17 protein-coding genes and 1 other annotated feature are annotated in these 20554 nt (G+C 40.2%); of the genes, 13 read left to right on the top strand and 4 right to left on the bottom strand.

Features of this window, described 5'->3' with window-relative positions; genetic code table 11:
- Positions 1 to 26 precede the first annotated feature (26 nt).
- Positions 27 to 256: a binding site (T-box leader), on the top strand.
- Between the two features lie 125 nt (positions 257 to 381).
- Complete coding sequence (locus ACKVDP_RS07345) at positions 382 to 618, bottom strand: hypothetical protein (RefSeq protein WP_409228162.1); 237 nt, start codon at positions 616 to 618, stop codon at positions 382 to 384.
- A 30-nt stretch (positions 619 to 648) separates the two neighbouring features.
- Complete coding sequence (locus ACKVDP_RS07340) at positions 649 to 1794, bottom strand: IS91 family transposase (protein WP_409228161.1); 1146 nt, start codon at positions 1792 to 1794, stop codon at positions 649 to 651.
- Positions 1795 to 1932: 138 nt separating this feature from the next.
- Between ACKVDP_RS07340 and cysK the strand changes: the two genes are divergently transcribed.
- Together cysK and epsC are read left to right on the top strand one after the other, a co-directional pair.
- Positions 1933 to 2850 carry a cysteine synthase A gene (gene cysK / locus ACKVDP_RS07335; RefSeq protein ID WP_409228160.1) on the top strand — a complete coding sequence of 306 codons (918 nt, stop codon included), beginning with the start codon at positions 1933 to 1935 and terminating at the stop codon, positions 2848 to 2850.
- On the top strand, positions 2851 to 3393 hold the full coding sequence (gene epsC, locus ACKVDP_RS07330; protein WP_409228159.1) for a serine O-acetyltransferase EpsC: 543 nt from the start codon (positions 2851 to 2853) through the stop codon (positions 3391 to 3393). It begins immediately after the preceding gene.
- Between the two features lie 42 nt (positions 3394 to 3435).
- Here the strand turns inward: epsC and ACKVDP_RS07325 are convergent, their stop codons facing one another.
- A complete protein-coding gene (locus tag ACKVDP_RS07325) occupies positions 3436 to 4464 on the bottom strand; it encodes a DmpA family aminopeptidase (RefSeq protein WP_409228158.1) in 1029 nt (342 codons plus the stop codon).
- A 97-nt stretch (positions 4465 to 4561) separates the two neighbouring features.
- Here ACKVDP_RS07325 and ACKVDP_RS07320 point away from each other — a divergent pair, with 97 nt between their 5' ends.
- The 8 genes from ACKVDP_RS07320 to ACKVDP_RS07285 all read left to right on the top strand — a co-directional run bounded on the left by ACKVDP_RS07320 (position 4562) and on the right by ACKVDP_RS07285 (position 14415).
- Entirely contained in the window at positions 4562 to 6229 is a 1668-nt protein-coding gene (locus ACKVDP_RS07320) for a 2-oxoacid:acceptor oxidoreductase subunit alpha (RefSeq protein ID WP_409228157.1), read from the top strand.
- Positions 6229 to 7077, top strand: coding sequence for a 2-oxoacid:ferredoxin oxidoreductase subunit beta (locus tag ACKVDP_RS07315; RefSeq protein ID WP_409228156.1), 849 nt, complete (start codon positions 6229 to 6231; stop codon positions 7075 to 7077). Before ACKVDP_RS07320 ends, ACKVDP_RS07315 begins: the two co-directional genes overlap by 1 nt.
- Positions 7078 to 7090: 13 nt before the next feature.
- On the top strand, positions 7091 to 8764 hold the full coding sequence (locus ACKVDP_RS07310; RefSeq protein WP_409228155.1) for a 2-oxoacid:acceptor oxidoreductase subunit alpha: 1674 nt from the start codon (positions 7091 to 7093) through the stop codon (positions 8762 to 8764).
- 61 nt (positions 8765 to 8825) lie between these two features.
- Positions 8826 to 9449 (top strand): TrkA C-terminal domain-containing protein, encoded by a 624-nt coding sequence (locus tag ACKVDP_RS07305; protein WP_409228154.1) that lies wholly within the window; start codon positions 8826 to 8828, stop codon positions 9447 to 9449.
- A gap of 135 nt (positions 9450 to 9584) precedes the next feature.
- Positions 9585 to 11222 carry a M20/M25/M40 family metallo-hydrolase gene (locus ACKVDP_RS07300; RefSeq protein WP_409228153.1) on the top strand — a complete coding sequence of 546 codons (1638 nt, stop codon included), beginning with the start codon at positions 9585 to 9587 and terminating at the stop codon, positions 11220 to 11222.
- A 50-nt stretch (positions 11223 to 11272) separates the two neighbouring features.
- Positions 11273 to 12643, top strand: a complete 1371-nt coding sequence (locus ACKVDP_RS07295) for an alanine/glycine:cation symporter family protein (RefSeq protein ID WP_409228152.1) — start codon at positions 11273 to 11275, stop codon at positions 12641 to 12643.
- Positions 12644 to 12663: 20 nt separating this feature from the next.
- The gene (locus ACKVDP_RS07290) at positions 12664 to 13863 is read left to right on the top strand and encodes a M20 family metallopeptidase (RefSeq protein ID WP_409228151.1); all 1200 of its coding nucleotides are present in this window, start codon (positions 12664 to 12666) and stop codon (positions 13861 to 13863) included.
- Between the two features lie 126 nt (positions 13864 to 13989).
- Positions 13990 to 14415, top strand: a complete 426-nt coding sequence (locus tag ACKVDP_RS07285) for a universal stress protein (RefSeq protein ID WP_409228150.1) — start codon at positions 13990 to 13992, stop codon at positions 14413 to 14415.
- A 30-nt stretch (positions 14416 to 14445) separates the two neighbouring features.
- Here ACKVDP_RS07285 and ACKVDP_RS07280 read toward each other — a convergent pair whose 3' ends face one another.
- Positions 14446 to 15636, bottom strand: coding sequence for a coenzyme F420-0:L-glutamate ligase (locus ACKVDP_RS07280; RefSeq protein ID WP_409228149.1), 1191 nt, complete (start codon positions 15634 to 15636; stop codon positions 14446 to 14448).
- 112 nt (positions 15637 to 15748) lie between these two features.
- Between ACKVDP_RS07280 and ACKVDP_RS07275 the strand changes: the two genes are divergently transcribed.
- The 3 genes from ACKVDP_RS07275 (at position 15749) to ACKVDP_RS07265 (ending at position 20535) form a co-directional block, all read left to right on the top strand.
- Positions 15749 to 16630, top strand: coding sequence for a LysR family transcriptional regulator (locus ACKVDP_RS07275; protein WP_409228148.1), 882 nt, complete (start codon positions 15749 to 15751; stop codon positions 16628 to 16630).
- Between the two features lie 86 nt (positions 16631 to 16716).
- Entirely contained in the window at positions 16717 to 19194 is a 2478-nt protein-coding gene (locus tag ACKVDP_RS07270; RefSeq protein ID WP_409228147.1) for a bifunctional diguanylate cyclase/phosphodiesterase, read from the top strand.
- Positions 19195 to 19260: 66 nt separating this feature from the next.
- Positions 19261 to 20535, top strand: a complete 1275-nt coding sequence (locus tag ACKVDP_RS07265; protein ID WP_409228169.1) for a GGDEF domain-containing protein — start codon at positions 19261 to 19263, stop codon at positions 20533 to 20535.
- Positions 20536 to 20554 lie beyond the last annotated feature (19 nt).

Below are 20554 nucleotides of genomic sequence, written 5' to 3'. Positions count from 1 at the left end.
AATTATATAGTAAATATAAATACAACTGATTTGCTAGGAATTGGTAAAGTACATTTTGTTTTGTATTTCAGAGAGACTATTGTTGGTGGGAGATAGTCATACGAACAATGTGGAAGTGCGCCAAGGAGCATTTGACCGAAGCTAATGTAGGTCAACACGGGAGTTCCCGTTATAGAACTATGGCATGATTGTGCCTGAAGAGATGGGGAAAACCCAAACAGAGTGGAACCGCGAAGTTATAACCTTTGCCTCTGTATAATTGATTTTATACTGAGGCAGAGGTTTTTTGTTTTTAGTAAGGAAATTGCTACTTTCAGAAAAAAACAAAAAATGACATGCCTAATTTAAAAGGCATGCCAAAAAGTCCAATACAGGATTAGACTATTTTTTGTATTCGTAATGAACACCGCGAATACCAGTATATGATCTAGGTGTCATAGTACCATCACAAACCTGACAAAAAGGCTGAGGAGGTACCGATGGTTTAAGTCCATCAAAGATATTATCCTCTTCAAGTTGAACAACAATGAATCTTGGAACCCATAAGGAATAACCACACTTGGTGCAAATAAACTCAATCAAGTCATCATTTTTAGTAAAGCCATCAAGAATGTTCATAGTCAACCTCCAATAATTTCATAGTAACTGCTATGAACTATTATACAAGTGGGGTCCTAGATTATCAACATAAGGGTTCTTTGAAGGGTTGAATATTTCAAGCAGTTTCATTGTATGTCCGCAAGAACATGCCAGAGGATCAACACCAAAGGCCAAAAGGATTCGAGCACGCCAATGAGAATGTCTCTTTCTGAAAAGTCTTTTGGAATGACTTTGTAGAAGATAGAGCTTAGAGGAATGAACATATTTCTTGGCATAAAGGCCATAGTAGCGAATCATTTTAAAATGCTCATCAGGGATATGGATAATCAATCTTTTGATAAATTCAATAGCTGTAATCTTTTCAACGACGCGTTGGCCATCCTCATGTCTTTCGTAGAAGAAGGTCACAAACTCTCCATCATAATCTAAAATGCGGGATTGAGCCATGGCAGGTCTACCAGTATAACGGATAATGTATTGTATGGAGTCAGAAGACTTGGAGTTCATATTGCTCTTGGCATAGACATAGAATCCATCAGGATAAGTATTAAAAAGAAAAGTTTTCAGTTTGTAGAAATCATTTCCAAGTTGTTGATGAAGCATATAAAGCAAAGTAGCTTGCCACCTTTTTCTAAGCATGTTGAAAGGGATATGTGAAACCTTGCGCCATACAGTCCTGTTGCCAGAGGCACCTTCAGTGACAAGCATATGGATATGAGGATTCCACTTCAGGTCTCTACCAAAGGTGTGCATGGTAGAAACTAAACCTGGCTTAAAGTCTTCAGACTTGTTGAGGCTGTAAAACCAAGAGAGCATAGTATCAGAACTGGCCTTAAAAAGCACATTAAGAAGTTTTCTAGCCCTCAGGAAAAAGATTCGTAGCTCCTGGGGAATAGTGAATACAATATGTCTATGTGTGCAATTGATAAGTTTGGAAGAAATTGAATCAGCACGGTCCTGAGTATACTTGGAACCACAGGAAGTACAGAAACGGCTCTTGCAGGTGAAGAAAACATGCTTAACCTTACCGCAATGCTCGCAAAAGTAGATGGCATGACCCATGGATGGCTCGCCACACATTAGGATCTTGTTGACATTACTGATAACGGCAGGGCGGATGGGATAACCTAGGGAGAGAAAATGCTCCCAGTGATCAGAAAAGATGAGTTTGAATTTGATCGTCTTACCGGACATGATATCACCAGTTAATATATAACCAGATATGACCGGCAAGACAACAAGGAAAGTATAAAATTTAAGAAAAAGTTAGATCATCGACGATTCTTTAACGCGTCGAAGACGCTTTTTTTATTAAAATTAAGGAGGGAGAATATGATATACAACAGCACATTGGAGTTGATTGGAAAAACACCGGTTGTTAAGTTCAATGGAATCAAGGAAGGTATGGCTGATATTTACTTGAAGGTTGAAAGGTTCAATCCAGGAGGAAGCATCAAAGATAGGGCAGCACTTTTCATGATTGAGGATGCTGAAAAAAAAGGCCTCTTAAAAGAAGGGGACACCATAATAGAGGCTACGAGTGGGAACACTGGAGTGGCACTTGCCATGATAGGGGCTATCAAGGGATACAGGGTCCTTATTGTGATGCCAGATACCATGAGCGTCGAAAGACAGCGTTTGATGACAGCCTATGGAGCAGAGCTGATATTGACACCAGGAAAACTTGGCATGAGCGGATCTGTTGAAAAAGCAAGGGATTTGACAAAAGAGAATGGATACTTTATGTCAGGGCAATTTATTAACAAAGCCAATGTAAAGGCACATTACGATACGACTGCAGAAGAAATATGGAATGATATGGAAGGTAGGATGGATGCCTTTGTCGCAGGTGTTGGAACTGGTGGAACAATAAGTGGAGCTGGCAGACGTTTAAAGGAACTGAATCCAGAAATTAGTATCGTTGCGGTCCAGCCTGAAAAATCTCCTGTGCTTACAGGTGGAGAACCATCCAGTCATGGGATACAGGGGATTGGAGCCAATTTTATTCCTGAAATTTATGATCCAGGAGTTGTTGATCGAGTAATAAGCATAGCGGATGAGGAAGCCAAGGAAAAGACCTTATTGTTGGCACGTCGTGCAGGGATTCTCGCAGGGATAAGCTCAGGTTCAAATCTGGCAGCTGCAATGAAGGTTGCAGAAAAGCTTGGACCAGGCAAAAGGGTCGTTACAGTATTGCCGGATACTGGAGAAAGGTATCTATCAACAGATATTTTCAAGAAGGTGGACTAAATGATCAGATGGATAATTGAAGAAGGCCAGAACATAATGGATAAGGACCCGGCAGCAAAGTCCTTGCTTGAAGCCATACTGTTTTCACCAGGGTTGAAGGCCATCGCATACCACAGGATAGCTCACAAGCAGTATAAGGCAGGAAGGTTATTTCTAGCCAGGTTCATTTCACAGAGAGCTAGAAGGATAACAGGCATCGAGATCCATCCAGGTGCAACTATTGGAAATAGATTATTTATTGACCATGGCATGGGAGTTGTAATTGGTGAAACAGCCGAGATTGAAGATGACGTTACAATCTATCATGGAGTCACCCTAGGTGGCATTGGCGGAGAAAAAGGTGAGAAAAGGCACCCAACCGTCAAGTCAGGGACAATAATCGGTGCAGGTGCGAAAATACTCGGTCCCATAAATATCGGAAGCAATGTCAAGATAGGAGCAAACTCAGTTGTATTGAAGGATGTTCCAAACCATTATACTGCGGTAGGTGCACCTGCGAGGTTGATCCCTGAAAAGAAGAGGAATCACATCAAGATAGTATAGAAAATCTCCATCCAGAAGAATTTGAATCTGGATGGAGATTTTTTATCTTATAAGTTCATTGAAATCCTTTAGGCTGTGGATCTTTATTCCATCAACACCCATTGAAGGATTAGAGTGCATCATAGAGTTGAGTATGGCTTCCTCTGTGGCTTGAACAGCAGCGAGGAACACAATATCCATGTAATCCTCATGGAGAATTTTTCTATTCATTACAGATTTTTCAGGATAATGACTAATCCTGTTGGCAGTTGTGAAACCAACCGCAATCTCACCACTGCCATTACCAGTATAGCCGCCTGTTCTGGCTATTCCTGATTGAGTCCTTTTAAGGACACGGCTAAGCTGTCTTGAGTCCATGGGAGTATCTGTAGCCAGGACGACAATAATCGAACCGTTATCAGGTGAATTCATATTTTCAAATCTCTCACCTATGATTTTTCCAACGGGTTTCCCGTAATATACAAAATCATCAATGGAACCAAAATTTGATAGTACAAGTACTCCCAAGGTGTAGGTTTGATCATCAACAACGATTCTTCTCGAGGATGAACCTATTCCACCCTTAAGCCCGTAGCAGACCATTCCGGTACCCGCTCCAACATCACCCTGTTGGAAACTGTCTGAAGCATTTTGGAGTGCATGAATGAAATGCTCCTCCTTGACAGCCAATGATCTTATTTGGTTGATTTTGCCATCGTTGCATTCACATACTACAGAGTTTACTGTTCCAGTGGATACGCCAATATCTTCATTGCTGTCAAGCATGTATTTAGTTAGGGCAGTTAGACCCGTTCCAACGGAAAGGGTATTTGTCAATAGAATTGGGGTTTCTATCGCACCAAGCTCTTGAATCTGCATTAGTCCTGCAGACTTGCCAAAGCCATTTATGATATGAGCAGAAGCGACAAGTTTATTTTTGAAAACATTGCCTTCCGCTGGGATAATTGCTGTAGCTCCAGTTCTAATATTTCCTTCCTTTATAGTACTATGGCCAATGCGGACTCCAGGGACATCAGTAATTGTATTTTTAGGTCCCTTTCTTAAGAGTTCATGGATGTTTTTATCATTCATAGAATCAGCTCCTTTTTCAGCTTAATCATCTGGATATTTCCCTATAATGAGGGTATATACTAATCATATGATATAGGCAAAAGGGGGGAGATGCAAGATGAATTATTCTATTTTAATTGGTGGAGCAGCTGGCCAGGGTATGGACACTTTAGCACAACTGCTTACCAAATCACTAAAAAGGTATGGATATTTTGTTTTCAAGCACAGTGATTACATGTCCAGGGTAAGAGGAGGCCATAACTTTATTCAGATCAGATTTTCTGATAGGCAGGTATATACATATGAAGAAAAGGTTGATATTATATATGCCTTGAATCAGGAAACAATAGAATTGCACCTTGGTAGATTGAAGAAAGATGGTATTGTTTTAGCAGACAGGGCCTTGAGCGATGATGAAGGGTTGCTTCTTCTTGAGCTGGAGGAGACAGCAAAAGAGGCTGGGAATTCAAGAGCCATGACCAGTGTGGGAATGGGTGCAATTATCAGACTCCTGGGACTAAAACCTGAGGAGGCTCTTAAAGTAATAGAGACGACATTGAAGGATAGCATAGTTGAAGTGAACAAGGAAGCATTTAGCAAGGGATATGAAATGGTTGAACCCAGATTTAAGGTGGAACAATTGGAGGAGGGAAGAATACTCATAGACGGTAATACAGCTGTCGCCTTAGGGGCTGCAGCCGCAGGCTGCAGATATTACTGTGGTTATCCAATGACCCCTTCAACCACTGTTCTGAGCAACATGGAAAAATGGAGTCAGGAACTGGGGATTTTTACGGAGCAGGTGGAGGATGAAATAGCCGCACTTAATATGGCATTAGGTGCCAGCTATGCAGGTGTAAGAGCGATGACTGGTTCTTCAGGTGGTGGAATAGCATTGATGTCAGAAGCACTGAGTCTAGCAGGTATAATAGAGACACCTATTGTAATCATAAATGTCCAAAGACCGGGACCTGCAACAGGACTTCCCACAAGAACAGAACAGGCAGATTTAAGATTTGCAATACATTCAGGTCATGGTGAGTTTCCAAGGATGGTCATTAGCCTAAGAAGTGCAGAGGATGCATTCTATCAGACGGCAAGGGCTTTTAATCTGACTGAGAAATACCAGATACCAGTGATACTTTTAAGTGATCAGTATCTGGCCGATGGAGAAATAACAGTTGAACCATTTGATTTCAGCAGCATTGATATAGAACGAAATCTACATGAAGGAGAATTGCCTGAAGGAAGATATAAGAGGTACTTGCTGACTGATACCGGTATATCACCAAGAATAATTCCGGGGAAGATAGAAGGAAAGGTAATACTATTGGATAGTGATGAACACGATGAATATGGAAATATAACAGAAAGTGCTTCTGTCAGAAAATCCATGGTTGATAAAAGAAGCAAAAAGGGAGAGCTTCTTGAAGGTGAAATCCAGGAGCCGTGGATCATTGGAGAGGAACAGCCAGATAATCTCCTTGTTTGTTGGGGGTCTTTGTTTGGACCGGTTAAAGAAGCGGTACAACTGTTGCAGGAAGAAGGATTTTCTGTTGGGGCTTTGGCATATGGTGATATTTATCCATTTCCAACCAAGCTATTAAAGAAAGGGGCTTCATCCGCAAAAAAAATCATTGATATTGAGAACAACTCTATGGCACAGCTTGATGGATTGATGAGAGAGTTTGCTCTGATAAAGAGTGATGAAAAAATACTTAAATACGATGGTAGAGCTTTTGGAGTTGATGAACTCTACAATAGACTTAAGGAGGTTGTTGAATAATGACATGTGAATATAATCTTTATGACCCATCATGGTGTCCAGGTTGTGGAAACTTCATGATTAGAAAGGCTTTGAAGCAGGCACTGGAGGAGCTTGAAATCCCACCTCATATGGCTGTGGTGGTTACGGGTATAGGGCAGGCAGCTAAGATGCCCCACTACATCGGAACCAATGGCTTCAATGGTCTTCATGGAAGAGCGTTACCGCCGGCTATAGGAATTAAGCTTTCAAACAAGGAACTGACGGTAATTGCTGAATCAGGAGATGGAGATACCTACGGAGAGGGAGGAAACCATTTTATACACACGATCAGGAGAAATGTAAATATTGCACATTTTGTGCATGACAATCAGATATATGGACTAACCAAAGGACAGGGTTCACCTACAACGGCAATGGGACAGGTTACCACCCTACAGTTTGATGGAGTCAAGATTGAGCCTGTAAAGCCATTGGCCCTATCACTCACAATGGGGGCAGGATTTGTTGCCAGAGGTTTTTCCGGAGACGTACCACAGCTTGTGGAGCTGATGAAAGAGGCCATACAATACAAAGGCTACGCTCACCTGGACATATTCCAACCATGCGTTGTCTGGAATAAGGTGAATACATTCCAATGGTACAAGGATAGGGTATATAAACTGCCTGAGGACTATGACTATACTGATTTCAACGCTGCATATGAAAAGTCTTTGGAATTTGGAGACAAAATACCAACAGGGATACTGTACAAGGTGGAGAAGGAAACCTATGAAGACAGATTCCAATTCATAAAGGATGGGCCACCTTTGGTGGATGCTGAATTAAATCCTATGGATGCTGAAAAACTTCTGAAAGACTTCTATTAAAGGTGGGGAAAAAATGGACTATACTATATTGATTGGGGGAGCTGCAGGACAGGGAATTGAAACTGTAGTTCTTCTCCTTGAAAAGACTATAAAGAGAAGCGGGTATCATGTTTTCACATACAAGAACTACATGTCCATGGTAAGAGGTGGTCACAATTTCATGCAGGTCAGGTTTTCTGATAAGCCCATTACCACCTATTCAACAAAAGTTGACATGATATTTGCAATGACAGAGGAGACAGTGGATTTTCACATCGGCAACCTTAAAGAAGACGGACTGGTGATCCTTGATGAGGAGCATCATAGGGGGCAGGATTATGTTCACTTGACTCTTCAGAGTATTGCAAAGGAAATAGGAAATCAGAAGGTGGTACCAACAGTAGGCTTTGGTGCCATTGCAAAATACTTTGACCTGGACCTTGAAATTGCCATAAAGGCTCTTGGGGAGACCTTTAAGGGTAAAGTACTTGATTTAAATATTGAGGCACTCAATAGAGGATATGAATTAGTCCAAACCCAATTTAGTCTGGAAAAGAAAAAGGACGATAGAATCATCATAAATGGGAATCAGGCTCTTGCCTTGGGAGCAATAGCAGCAGGTGTAAAATATTATTGTGGTTATCCCATGACACCTTCAACCAGTGTAATGAGCTATATATCCGCCAAGTCAAAGGAAATGGGAATAGTTGTGGATCAGATAGAAGATGAGGTAGGTGCTCTTAACATGGCTCTGGGAGCAAGCTATGCAGGCACAAGGGCAATGACGGGATCATCAGGTGGTGGATTTGCCCTGATGGTGGAGGCTTTGAGTCTTTCTGGAATTTTGGAGCAACCTGTGGTTGTTGTAAATGCACAGAGACCAGGACCTGCAACAGGCCTGTCAACAAGGACAGAACAGGCAGATTTGAGATTTGTAATTCATGCTGGACACGGTGAGTTTCCAAAGATGGTTATCGCTTTGAGAAATCCTCAGGATGCATTCTACCAAACTGCAAGAGCCTTCAATATTGCTGAGAAGTATCAGATTCCGGTCATACTTATGACGGAGGAATATATGACTGACTACATGATGACAATTGACCCATTGGATTTTGGGAAGATCACAATCGAGAGGAGTATTGCGGATAAGCCGGAAGGTAAAAATGAAAGATACAAGAGATACAAATATACAGAAGATGGAGTATCACCTAGACTGATCCCTGGGAAAATTCAGGGCGTAGAAATTCTGGTGGATAGCCACGAACATAACGAATATGGAAACATTGATGAATCAATAGAAACTAGAATCAATATGATGAAGAAAAGAATGAAAAAATTGGAAGGCCTTAAGGATGAGTTGAAGGAACCAGATCAGCTTGGCGATGAAAATCCTGATATACTCCTTGTTGGATTTGGTGCAACACATGGGGCTCTATTGGATGCAGTGGCAAGGCTGAACAATGATGGCATGTCAGTGGGAGCGCTTGTATATGGAGACATATGGCCATTCCCAACTAAATTAATAAATAAGCTTGGAAAGAATGCAAAAAAAATTATTACTGTGGAGCAGAATATGACAGGCCAGCTGGAAAGTCTGATTCTTGAAAAAACCAGGCTGGAAATATTCGATAGGATTCTCAAGTACGATGGAAGGGCGATTAACGGGGATGAGATCATCAGCAATCTCAATACAATTCTTGAGGGTTGATTGTTACACCAGATAAAACATGGTAAAATAGTTTTCAAGAATATAAAAAGAGGTGTTGAAAATGGATGACAATCATTCTAGCCCCAGATACGAAAAAATAGCACTTGATATAGCAAATGCAATCTATAAAGGGCAGTATGAAGAGGGAGAAAAGCTCTACGGAAGATCAACCCTGGCTGGAACCTATAACGTTTCCCCAGAAACAATAAGAAGGGCGATAAAAATTCTTGAGGATGTAGGGGTGGTAGAGTCATCCAAGGGAAGCGGAATCACTATTCTTTCCAAGGACAAGGCCTACAAGTACATTAACCGTTTCAAGAATATTGAAAGTGTAACCTCCTACAAAATGAAGATAATGGAGCTTGCTGAAAAGAAGAATGAAATTGAGAATCAGATTCTTGAAATAATTGACAAGATCATAGAAAGAAGCAGTATTTTAAGTCATACAACAGCTCTTACTCCCTTCGAGCTGGAAATTACTAATAGATGCAGAATGACAGGTAAGTCTATCGGGGAGATAAATTTCTGGCAAAATACAGGCGCAACAATCGTTGGCATAAGGCGAGGAGATCATACAATTCTGTCACCTGGTCCTTACGCAGTAATAGAGAAGGGTGATATCCTCCTGATTATAGGCGAGGAGGAGGTTTTTGAAGCTGTAAAGGTATTTATAGATGAAGAATAAATGTTGCAAACAAAGGCTCTCGATAATTATATATCGAGAGTTCTTTATTTGACCGATGCAGTAAAGTTATGTATAATAAAAAATAAGTGTTAATATTTTAATAATTCAAATGAATTCCAATCTGGGAGTGATCTGATGAACAGGAATGAACTGGAAAAATTATTTTATGATTTAGTAGAGATTCAAAGCGATACAGGTACGAAGCTGGAGAAGGATGTTGAAGAATTTATATACGATTGGTTAAGAAATTTGGACTATTTTAAAGAGAACAAGGAATTGTTTGGCAAATATCAATTAAGTGACGACCCCCTTGAAAGGGCTGTTGTTTGGGGACTCAGAAAAGGCCAGGGATCTGAAACAGTTATATTGCTCCATCATCATGATGTTGTTGACTCTTATGACTATGGAAGAATAAAAGAATTTGCATACGCTCCTGAAAAGCTTGCAGAAAAAATATCTGAAGCAGATTTAAATCAGGAAGCAAGGGAAGACCTGGAGTCAGGAAAGTGGATATTTGGAAGAGGTACAGCGGACATGAAAGCCGCTGGAGCAATCCATATGCTGCTATTGAAGGATTACACAGAGCTTGAAGATTTTAAAGGGAATCTTTTATTCCTGTCTGTACCGGATGAAGAATCGCTTTCCCAGGGTGCAAGAGAAGGTGCAAGCCTTCTAAACAACCTAAAGGACGATCATGGACTTGAGTATTTAATGTGTATTGACGGAGAACCCCATGAAAGAGACGAAAAAGGCAGGGCAGTATTCTATGAAGGTTCAGTTGGGAAGACCATGGTGGTAGTGTATGTAAGAGGAAGAAAAACCCATCTGGGTCATATCTTCCAGGGATTGAATCCGTCACATGTTCTATCCGAAATTGTATCACTGACGGATATGAATCCTCTGTTTTCAGACGTTGTGGAGGGTGAGGTATCACCACCACCATCCTGGAGTTTTATGAGGGATACAAAGGAACAGTATGATGCTTCAATACCAGAATCAGCAGGGGGATATTTTTCAGTTTTGACACTAACTCAGACTCCCAAGGATATTCTTGAGAATACAAGGAGATTATCCTCTATTGCCTTTGACAATGTAATTAAGAGAATAAACGAGCATTACAGCAGGTTCAGGATTATGGGACATCAGCCAATCGAAAATCTCCCCTGGAGTACAAATGTAATGTATTTTTCAGAGGCTTATCAGCAGGCTTTGGAGGATTCAGGAGATGAGTTCCTAAGGGCCTATGATGAAAAAGTAGAAAGAATCAAGAGTGACATAGCAGAAGGGAAGACGAATATACCAGACAGTACACTGGATTTGATTAGCCTGACCATAGACTTTATGGTGGATAAGAATCCAAAGGTGGTTATAGCATTTTCACCACCATATTATCCCCATATTGCAAATCTTGATTTCAAGGAACTTCCCAATAAGGCGAAGCACCTAGGTCTTCACTTGATACAGTATGCCAAGGAAGAACTGGGACAATGCTATGCCAGGAAGCATTATTTCATGGGAATATCTGACTTGAGCTACGTAGCACTTAATGACAGCGAATCAGTGGTACCATATATAGAAAAGAACATGCCTCATTGGAACAGGACCTACTCCATTCCGTTTAAGGACCTGGAGGCCATATCAGTTCCAATAGTAAACATCGGACCTTGGGGCAAGGACTACCATAAGTTCACAGAAAGGGTATTAAGGGATGACTTGGTTGAGAATACACCTAAGTTAACAAAGTTTGCAATTGATTATCTTTTATCATCATGATTTTAAATGCATAGGGCATTTAGAATATAAAACTTCAAAGGAGGTATTGTATGGAAGCAATTATTAATTTTGTAAACTGGATCACCGGTATTGTATGGGGATGGCCCATGCTTATCACACTTGGTCTGGGAGGATTTGTATTGTCTGCAAGACTTGGATTCTTTCAGATTCGCTACTTCCCGTACATAATCAAGCAGACGTTCGGGAAAATGTTTAGCAAGGCTGAGAAGGGTGAAGTATCACCGTTCCAGGCAGCAACAGCAGCACTTGCGTCAACCGTAGGAGCATCGAACATAATTGGTGTACCTGCAGCAATTATGTTTGGTGGACCTGGAGCCATTTTCTGGATGTGGGTTATGGCCCTTATGGGAATGGGTTCAAAATTCGTAGAAATCGTACTTGGATTCAAGTACAGGGAAAAGAATGAGGAAGGCGAGTATGTTGGTGGACCGATGTACTATATGAAGAAAGGCCTTAAGATGCCATGGCTTGGCTCATTCTTCGCATTGATGCTAATGCTTGAGCTTGTACCAAGTGTTATGGTTCAGGCAAACTCTGTAGCAGCTTCTGCTCAGGAAGCATTTGGATTGGCACCAATCATCACAGGAGTTGTAACTCTTATACTTGTTGGTTTGGTAGTTATTGGAGGAATCACAAGAATTGCAAGCACAACCGAAAAACTTGTTCCATTTATGGCAGGTGCTTACTTCTTGGCTGCTATGATAATAGTTATAGTAAACATAGCTGAAGTTCCAAGAGTATTTGCTCTAATCATTGGAAATGCCTTCACACCAATGTCAGCAGTGGGTGGATTTGCAGGTTCCGTAGTTGCAGCATCAATAAGATGGGGAGTTGCAAGAGGAGTTTACTCAAACGAGGCTGGTATGGGTACAGCACCAATGGCCCACTCGGCAGCGACCAATGACCATGCTGTAAGACAGGGATTCTGGGGATTATTTGAAATCATAGTAGATACACTTGTAATTTGTACTACCACCGCATTTGTCGTACTTTCAACTGATATCTGGACAAGACCTGGAGCAATGGACAATCCATCAGGATTACCAGCAGCAGCCTTCACCGAATTCTACGGTGCAGCCGGAGGATTGCTGGTAACTGTATCCTTGCTACTGTTCGTTGTATCAACACTTATAGTTGTTATATTCTATGGTGAGAAGCAGGCTGAGTTCCTGTTTGGTCTAAAATTCTCAAGAGTCATGAGATATGTTTACCTTGCTTCCATAGTAGTTGGAGCAGCTGGTGGAGCTCAGACATTGTGGATATTCCTGGACATTATGCTTGCATTGATTATATTCCCAAATATGTTCGCACTATTTATGCTACATGGAGAGGTCAAGGACCTTACAAAGGAATTCTTTACTTCCAAGGAGTACTATCTTAAGGATATAGGTAAAGCTTAAATCAGGAAGGAGAATGGAGTATGATGCAGAGTGCCATTGATAAGGAAAAACTCGAGAAGCTTTTATCTGAGCTCATCTCCATATATAGTCCGTATTTAAAGGAAGACAAAGCCATGGAGTACGTTTTGAAATGGTTTAATGACAGGGATATCCCTGCCCAGTATCATCGTTACTCCGAGGATAGGATTTTGAAGTACAATGGAATCAATGTGGTAGGTAGACTAATAGGTGACCGGGATGGTCCAAGGATTCTGTTGAATGGTCATGTGGATACTGTTGAAAAGACCCAGGATTGGGCAACAGACCCGACTGAGCCCATAAGGGATGGAGACAAGCTCTACGGACTTGGGGCACTGGACATGAAGTCAGGCGTTGCAGCCATAATGATGGCTGTTGATGCTTTCAAAAAGAATCACAGCAGCTTTGCTGGAGAGATAGTCTACACAATAGTATCAGATGAGGAAGGTCCTTATGGATTGGGTACAGATGCATTGATTCTTGATGGTATAACTGACAATGTGGATGCGGCAATTGTCCCCGAACCCAGCAGTGGTTTTGTGGGGAAGCCATTTCCAGTAGTGTGTCTAGGAGCAAGAGGAGGCTGGAATTACTCAGTTCTCCTTAAAGGGAAGGCAGCTCATGCCGCTAATCCAGAAAAAGGCTTAAGTGCCATTGTGGAGGCTTCAAGACTGATTATGGAGCTGAAGCAAACAGATACTCTAAAGGATGACAAGCTTGGACATGGAGACATATGCATCATAGGAATCAATGGCGGTGGTGCTGCATGCAGTGTAGCGGAAAAAGCTGTTTTTACGGTCTTCAGACACGTTGTTAGGGGAGAATCCAGGGAATATCTGGTGCAAGAGGTTATGGACGCTGCCAAGAGAGCAGGAATCCAGGCTGAAATTAATGTCAAGTTTCGGGATTCACCTCATTCACTGAATGGTGGATTTGACCCTTATATAGTTGAGGAGGACAATCCATATACAGTTATACTGAGGGAGAGCATAGAAGAAGTGACCGGCTCGCCAGGAGAAATTGAGTATTTTTCAAGCATTGGAGACTTCAATTACCTTGGTACAAGAGCTGGTATACCTACATTCGTGTTTGGACCCAGTGGAGAAAATTATCACACTGCCGATGAATATGTCAATCTAAGCAGTGTGGTCCAGACTGCAGAAGTCATATACAGATTCCTTGAAAAGAATCTGGTAAAGTAATCAAGAGACCCAGTGTATTTAATACACTGGGTCATTAATGTAAATTAATCAGTTAAATGTTATATTAATAGGATTATGGGGGTATATGATAAGGGAACAAAATAAAATAAACAGGGGGAGCTTATGATGAAAAGAATATTGGTACCTGTCGATGGATCGGAAGATTCAGTGAAGGCCCTGAATAAAGCCAAAGAGATCGGGATGCTGAACGACAGTGAAATACTTATCTTAACTGTAGTAAATAGCCAAAGGGACAATCCTTATATAATAGAACAGGATTATACTTCTGAACTGAGCAAGAAAAACATAGAAAAAGGAAAGAAGATATTGGAGGAATCCAAGAAGCTGTTGGAGGATTATCCAGGGAAAATCAACACACTTCTTAGAAATGGAGAAGTTGCTGAAACAATAATTGATATTGCCGAGGATGAAAACTATGACCTGATTGTAATGGGAAGAAGAGGTACAAACATTCAGGCCAGGTCATTGCTTGGAAGTGTGTCCAACAAAGTCCTCAATTATGCCAACAAATCAGTATTGGTAGTAAAATAGGCAGCCCGACGGGCTGCCTTCATCATGTCCTTATTTAATGTAGCTATCAAAATACCCTTGAATATAAATTATTGGGGTACCCTTGTCACCACTTCCTGATGTTAGGTCAGAAAGGGATCCGATAAGGTCTGTAAGCCTTCTTGGTGTAGTACCTTGGGAAACCATTTCCCCAACAAGGGATTCGTCCTTGTTTCTGATATATTCCGAGATTGCCCTTTTAAGTGGATCTCCTTCAAGATGGCCAAAATCATTGTCAGCAAGATACTTAAGCTTAACCTCTGAAGGTGTACCCTCAAGACCTTTAGTGTATGCTGGAGATACCACAGGATCAGCAAGTTCCCATATCTTCCCCACAGGATCCTTGAAAGCACCGTCACCATAAATCATGACCTCTATGGTTTTGCCGGTCATTTCTTTGATTTCCCTTTGAATTCTTTCAACAATTGGCTGTCCATCCCTCGGGAAAAGCTTGATTCTATCCTCTGAGGATTTGTTGGATCCCAACAATCCATATTCCTGATTATAACCATTTCCATCAAGTGGAACATTTAGAATATCGTCAAGTCCATAGATTTTTTGTCCACCGTATTTCTTCAGAAGACCCTTGGTTCTGAACCTTGTGTGAATGTCACATGCTATGACATTCTTAGTATAATCCAGAATAGTCAGGGGATTGTTGGAGAAGATTATTTCATAATCGATTTCATACTCATCCATGATGGATTTATAATACTCTATATAATCAACCCCTGTAAATGGGTGATTGATATAACCAAAGTAATCCCTGAATTGTTTTTCAGTCAATACATCCGTCCAAGGGTTGACACCCTTCACATCCACAAGGTCCATATCCACAAGATGGTTGCCTACTTCATCTGATGGGTAGCTAAGCATAAGAAATATTTTTTTTGCCCTCTTTGCCAATCCCCTAAGAATAACTGCAAATCTGTTTCGACTGAGGATAGGGAATATCACACCAAATTCACTATTTCCAAATTTATTGACAACATCCTCTGCGATTGAATCTATTGAAGCGTAGTTTCCCTGTGCTCTTGCAACTATGGATTCAGTTATAGTTACAATGTCTTTATCCTGTATTTCATAGCCTTCAGTTGATGCGGCATTTGTCACTGTATCAACTACAATCTTTGCTATGTCGTCGCCTTCCTTTATAATGGGTGCTCTCAGTCCTCTGACTACAGTACCTACCATTCTTTCCACAAAGCATCTCTCCTTTAGTTCATAGGTTATTTGTCACTTTACTAAAAGTATATTTTATTTTATGATATAAGTAAAATAAATAATAAATATATGGGTTATAAGGAGGAGTTATATGAAGACCAAGCTGGATCCCTATCGAATATTCAATCAGGTTGCATTGGAGAAGAGCCTATCAAAGGCTGCAGGAAAGCTTTTCATAAGTCAACCGGCAGTAAGCCAGATAATCACCCAACTTGAGAATGATTTGAAGGTCAGGCTCTTTACAAGGACACCAAAAGGTGTAGTGTTAACCAAGGAGGGAGAATTGCTATTTGAGTATGTAAATGCTGGGATTAATCTGATTGAAAAAGGTGAAAAACGACTTAACGACAGCAAGAATCTATATGAAGGAGAGCTGAGAATAGGAGTTGGAGATACCATAGCAAGGTATTACCTGATTGATTATCTTGAAAAATTTATCAAGATCTATCCTCAGTTAAAAATTAGGATAATTAACAGAACTACAATGGAGCTTACTGCCCTCCTGAAATCAGGAGAGATAGATATTGCTGTACTTAACCTGCCCATAGGAGACAACAGCATTGAGATTGTACCTACCTCCCAAATTCAGGATATACTAGTTGCAGGCAAGGAATTTTCTTTCCTCAAGGATAAAACTTTAGATTTTGAGGATTTGCAGAATGTACCTTTTATTATGTTGGATAACAGGTCAAAATCAAGAGAATATGTTGAGGGATACCTTAATTCACAAGGTATCAGCATCTCACCTGAAATTGAGCTGGGATCACATGATTTATTGCTGGAATTGGCAAGAATCGGGCTGGGAATAGCCTTTGTGGTAAAGGAATACTCAGGTATCTACATAGAAAATGAAGATGTGTTTGAAATTAGAACCAACATTGAAATTCCTGGAAGAAGTATAGGCATATGCCATCTCAAGGATGTAAGCATGTCACCTGCAGCAGAGAAATTTGTGGAGATATTACTAGATTGAAATAAATAATTCAATGAACAGCCAATAAATGTGATTGATAGTATGATGTGGGTATAAGTAGCGAAAGATATTTTATGGAGGCACCCATGGATTCTAGAAACAATGCTTCAAAAGATGAATCATCAAAAAACCTAAAAGAGAGACTTGAGTACTATTATACTCTCAAGACAAGTATAAAGCCCACATATGAGAGCCTTAGACTTATCATTATCTATGTTTTAGTAGGATCGTTGTGGATACTGTTTTCCGATAGGGTTTTGATGTTTATTACCGGTGACATAGACCTGTATGGCAAGATGCAAACATACAAGGGATGGTTTTATGTCTTTTTTTCAGGCCTGATATTCTACTTTATAGTGAAGAATAGAATGGAGCTGTTCAAGAATTCAACTGACGAACTGTATAAAGGATATACAAAACTGGATGTTTCACACAAGGAACTTCATGAAGCAAAGGAACAACTACAGAAGAGGTTTGATCAGCTGGAGTATTACAAGAACGCACTTGAGGAGAGCCAGCTTAAGTATGACCTGTCGATTCAAGGAGCCAATGATGGAGTTTGGAGTTGGGACATCAGAAATGATCATTACAATACATCAATAATGACTAAAAAGAATTTTGGATACACTGTAGAGGAGCAGAACTTAGTCGATACCATGGAGAAATGGCAAAGCTATGTTCATCCAGAGGACCTTCCGGAAGGAAAACACAGGCTTGAGGAATATATCAGTCAAGGGAAAAACATATATGAAAATATATTCAGGATTAGAACTTCCTCAGGAGACTACAGGTGGATTTTAAGCAGAGGAAAGATAATCAGAGGAGAAAATGGAGAACCTTTAAGATTGGCTGGTTCCCATACAGATTTAACAGAACAGATGCTATTGAAGGAAAACCTACACCAGGAAAAAGAGCTTATAGAAAGCATATCAAAGGAAGCCCCAATAGGGATACTTGTATGCAACAGGATGGGAATCGTTACAAAGATAAACAGTTTTGGTGAAATTTTGCTTGGATACAAAGAAGATGAAATAGTAGGCAAGGATGCATATCAAATTTTTATTGATGAGCAGGAAAAAAGTGAGTTGGACATACATCTCGAGAAAGTATTCCAAGGTAAGGCTATGAGAAATATTGAAACTAAGATGGCAACCAAGACAGGTGAAATCAAGACTATTTTGTGGAGTAATAGCTTTCTTAATGACATGAATGGTGAGATTGATGGTTTAGTTTTCGTGGGAGTGGATATCAGCGATAGAAAGGAAATGGAGGAGAAGCTTGAAAGACTTGCATATTTTGATCCTCTTACCGAAATGTCCAACAGAGAGAAATTCAAAGAAGATACTGTGAACATGATCTTGAATAACCAAGATAGTAGCGAAACTTTCGCTTTGGTTTATGTGGACATTGATAATTTTAAACTGGTCAATGACACAATGGGACATGCTGCCGGTGATGAACTGCTTAGGCATGTTGGATATTCAATGGTTGAGATAGTGGGATCAGAAGATAGGGTATACAGATTCGGTGGAGATGAGTTTGTAATGCTGGTTGAAAACATATCTGATGACAGCTTGAATTCAAAAGTCAATGCTCTAATGGAAAAGGTACGGATTCCCTGGTACTATAAGGAGCAACCCTTTCATATATCTGCAAGTGCAGGAATTGCAGTTTATCCCATACATGGACGAAGCTATGAACAGCTGATGCAAAATGCTGATACAGCGCTATCATACGCGAAGGAGGAAGGTAAGAACATTTTTATTGTATATGACAGGGAGATGAGAGAAAGGGCCTGGAATCATATTCAATTGACCAATGATTTAAGATTTGCTTTGGAAAGAAATGAGTTTGAGTTGTATTATCAACCACAGTTTAGTCTCTCAACTGGAAACTTTGTTGGAGTGGAAGCCTTGATAAGGTGGAATCATCCTGTCAGGGGTAATGTTCCTCCCATTGACTTCATACCATTTTCTGAGGAGACAGGACAAATTGACAAAATAGAGGAATGGGTCATTGATACTGCATGTAGACAAGGGAAGGAATGGGATCGGAAGGGCTATGAGAATGTAACCATCTCAATTAATATTTCAGGGAAAATGCTTGGAAGAAGTGAATGGATAGATAGAATACACAAATATATAACTGACTGTCAGAGTTATGGGAGGATAATCTTTGAAATCACAGAAACCGCAATAATATCCGATATGGAAGTCAGTCTAAGGTCTTTGAGACAGATTCATGATTTAGGGATAAAACTGGCATTGGATGATTTCGGAACAGGGTTTTCTTCACTGACGTATCTACAGAAACTGCCCATTGACATTATTAAACTTGACAAGGATTTTATTTGGGAAATAGGTAGTGATCAAGGCAAGGAGTTCATCATTAAATCAGTTATAGATCTCGCTCATAATCTGGGAATGAGTGTTGTGGCTGAGGGTGTTGAAACTGATGGGCAGTTAAGCTTTCTAAAAGATTCTGGATGTGATTATGCGCAGGGATATCTGTTTAATAAGCCTTTAAGTGTCGAGAATGTTGAGGAAGTGTTAAAAAAACTTTGATATAGGGGATTGGTACAAATGAGGGAATTCTTAAACAATGCCAAGATTTGGTTGGTTTTGTTGATTGTGGGCATGCTATTGGTAGTGTATTTAGTTGTCTACTTGCCAATGGTAAACAACTTAAGGTCTCTTACAGTAGAAAATATGCACATGGCTGCTCATTACAAAATGACTATATTGCAAAGGGAAATCAATCAAAGCGTGGTAGGCTCAAAAGGCATTAGCACCAGGAGTCTGCTGAAGGAAAGCCTATACAGATACAGAAACGGTGAACTTAGTCTGGATGAGCTGAGGACAATTTCCCAGAGCAGATTCACTGACGGTATTGATACTCTCGAAAACCTTAAAAGCGCTTTTCGAGTTTCAAATGGTAAGATAATTGCTACTTATAACAATCCAAAACCCTATGATGAAGAAATTCCATCCGGGAATGAAATAATCTACAGCATAGACTTGCAAAAGGATGAACTGAGAGTTATTTCACCAATTCTTAGCAATGGTCAGATTGTTGGTCATGATATTTTTTATTATGATCTAGGTCCAACCATATCTAAACTGGATATGGAAGGACTAAAGGGTACCGTTGTTACAGATGAAGAAATGACTAGTATCTTATCATCATCAAGTTATGTTGATATAGGGGATACCCATGTGATAATTGAGGATAACAGTACCATTTATCATATTGAAAGTATTCCAGGCACTCATGAGTATCTCTTCATTCCGGCAGAAAAGAAAGTACTTTTTAACTCTGTAAATAGGATGACTACAACCAACTTATTGAGTTTCTTTGCGATAGGAATAATTTTTATAGTTGCCTCTAATTTGATTACAACAAAATTGGCGAAAGAGAGGATTGTAGCCCTGGAATCCGGAAGGGAAATGTACAGGTCAAAGTATCTAATAGACCCTCTTACTGGAGCTTATACAAGAAGAGTACTCCTAGATGGGAAAGATGAGAAGCTTTTAACGAATGATATAAGCGGCGTTGCAGTTATGATGGATTTGACCGATTTCAAGTCAATTAATGATAATCATGGGCATAGGGAAGGTGACAGAGTACTTGTAAAACTTGTGGAAACAATGAAGGATGCATTGAGAGAGGAAGATTTTGTAATAAGGTATGGTGGAGATGAATTTTTAGTTCTCCTTAGAGAGTGTGATCTTGATGAGGCCCGTGTTATAATTGAAAGAATAAGGGATAGCTTTCGTCTGTTGCCTCAATTCAAGTATAATATTGACTTTGACTTCGGTATGGAATATTTCAACAATTTAAGTGAATTGAATAGTAGCATTGAAAAATCTGATGAGAGGATGTATATCCATAAATCAAAGAATTAGAATAACCCATTATAGGGTA

The sequence above is a fragment of the Gudongella ferriphila genome (assembly GCF_046224405.1).
Taxonomy (GTDB): Bacteria; Bacillota; Clostridia; order Tissierellales; family Tissierellaceae; genus Gudongella.
The sequence above is the reverse complement of the archived record's forward strand: the minus strand, read 5'-3'. Positions and strand labels throughout refer to the sequence as shown.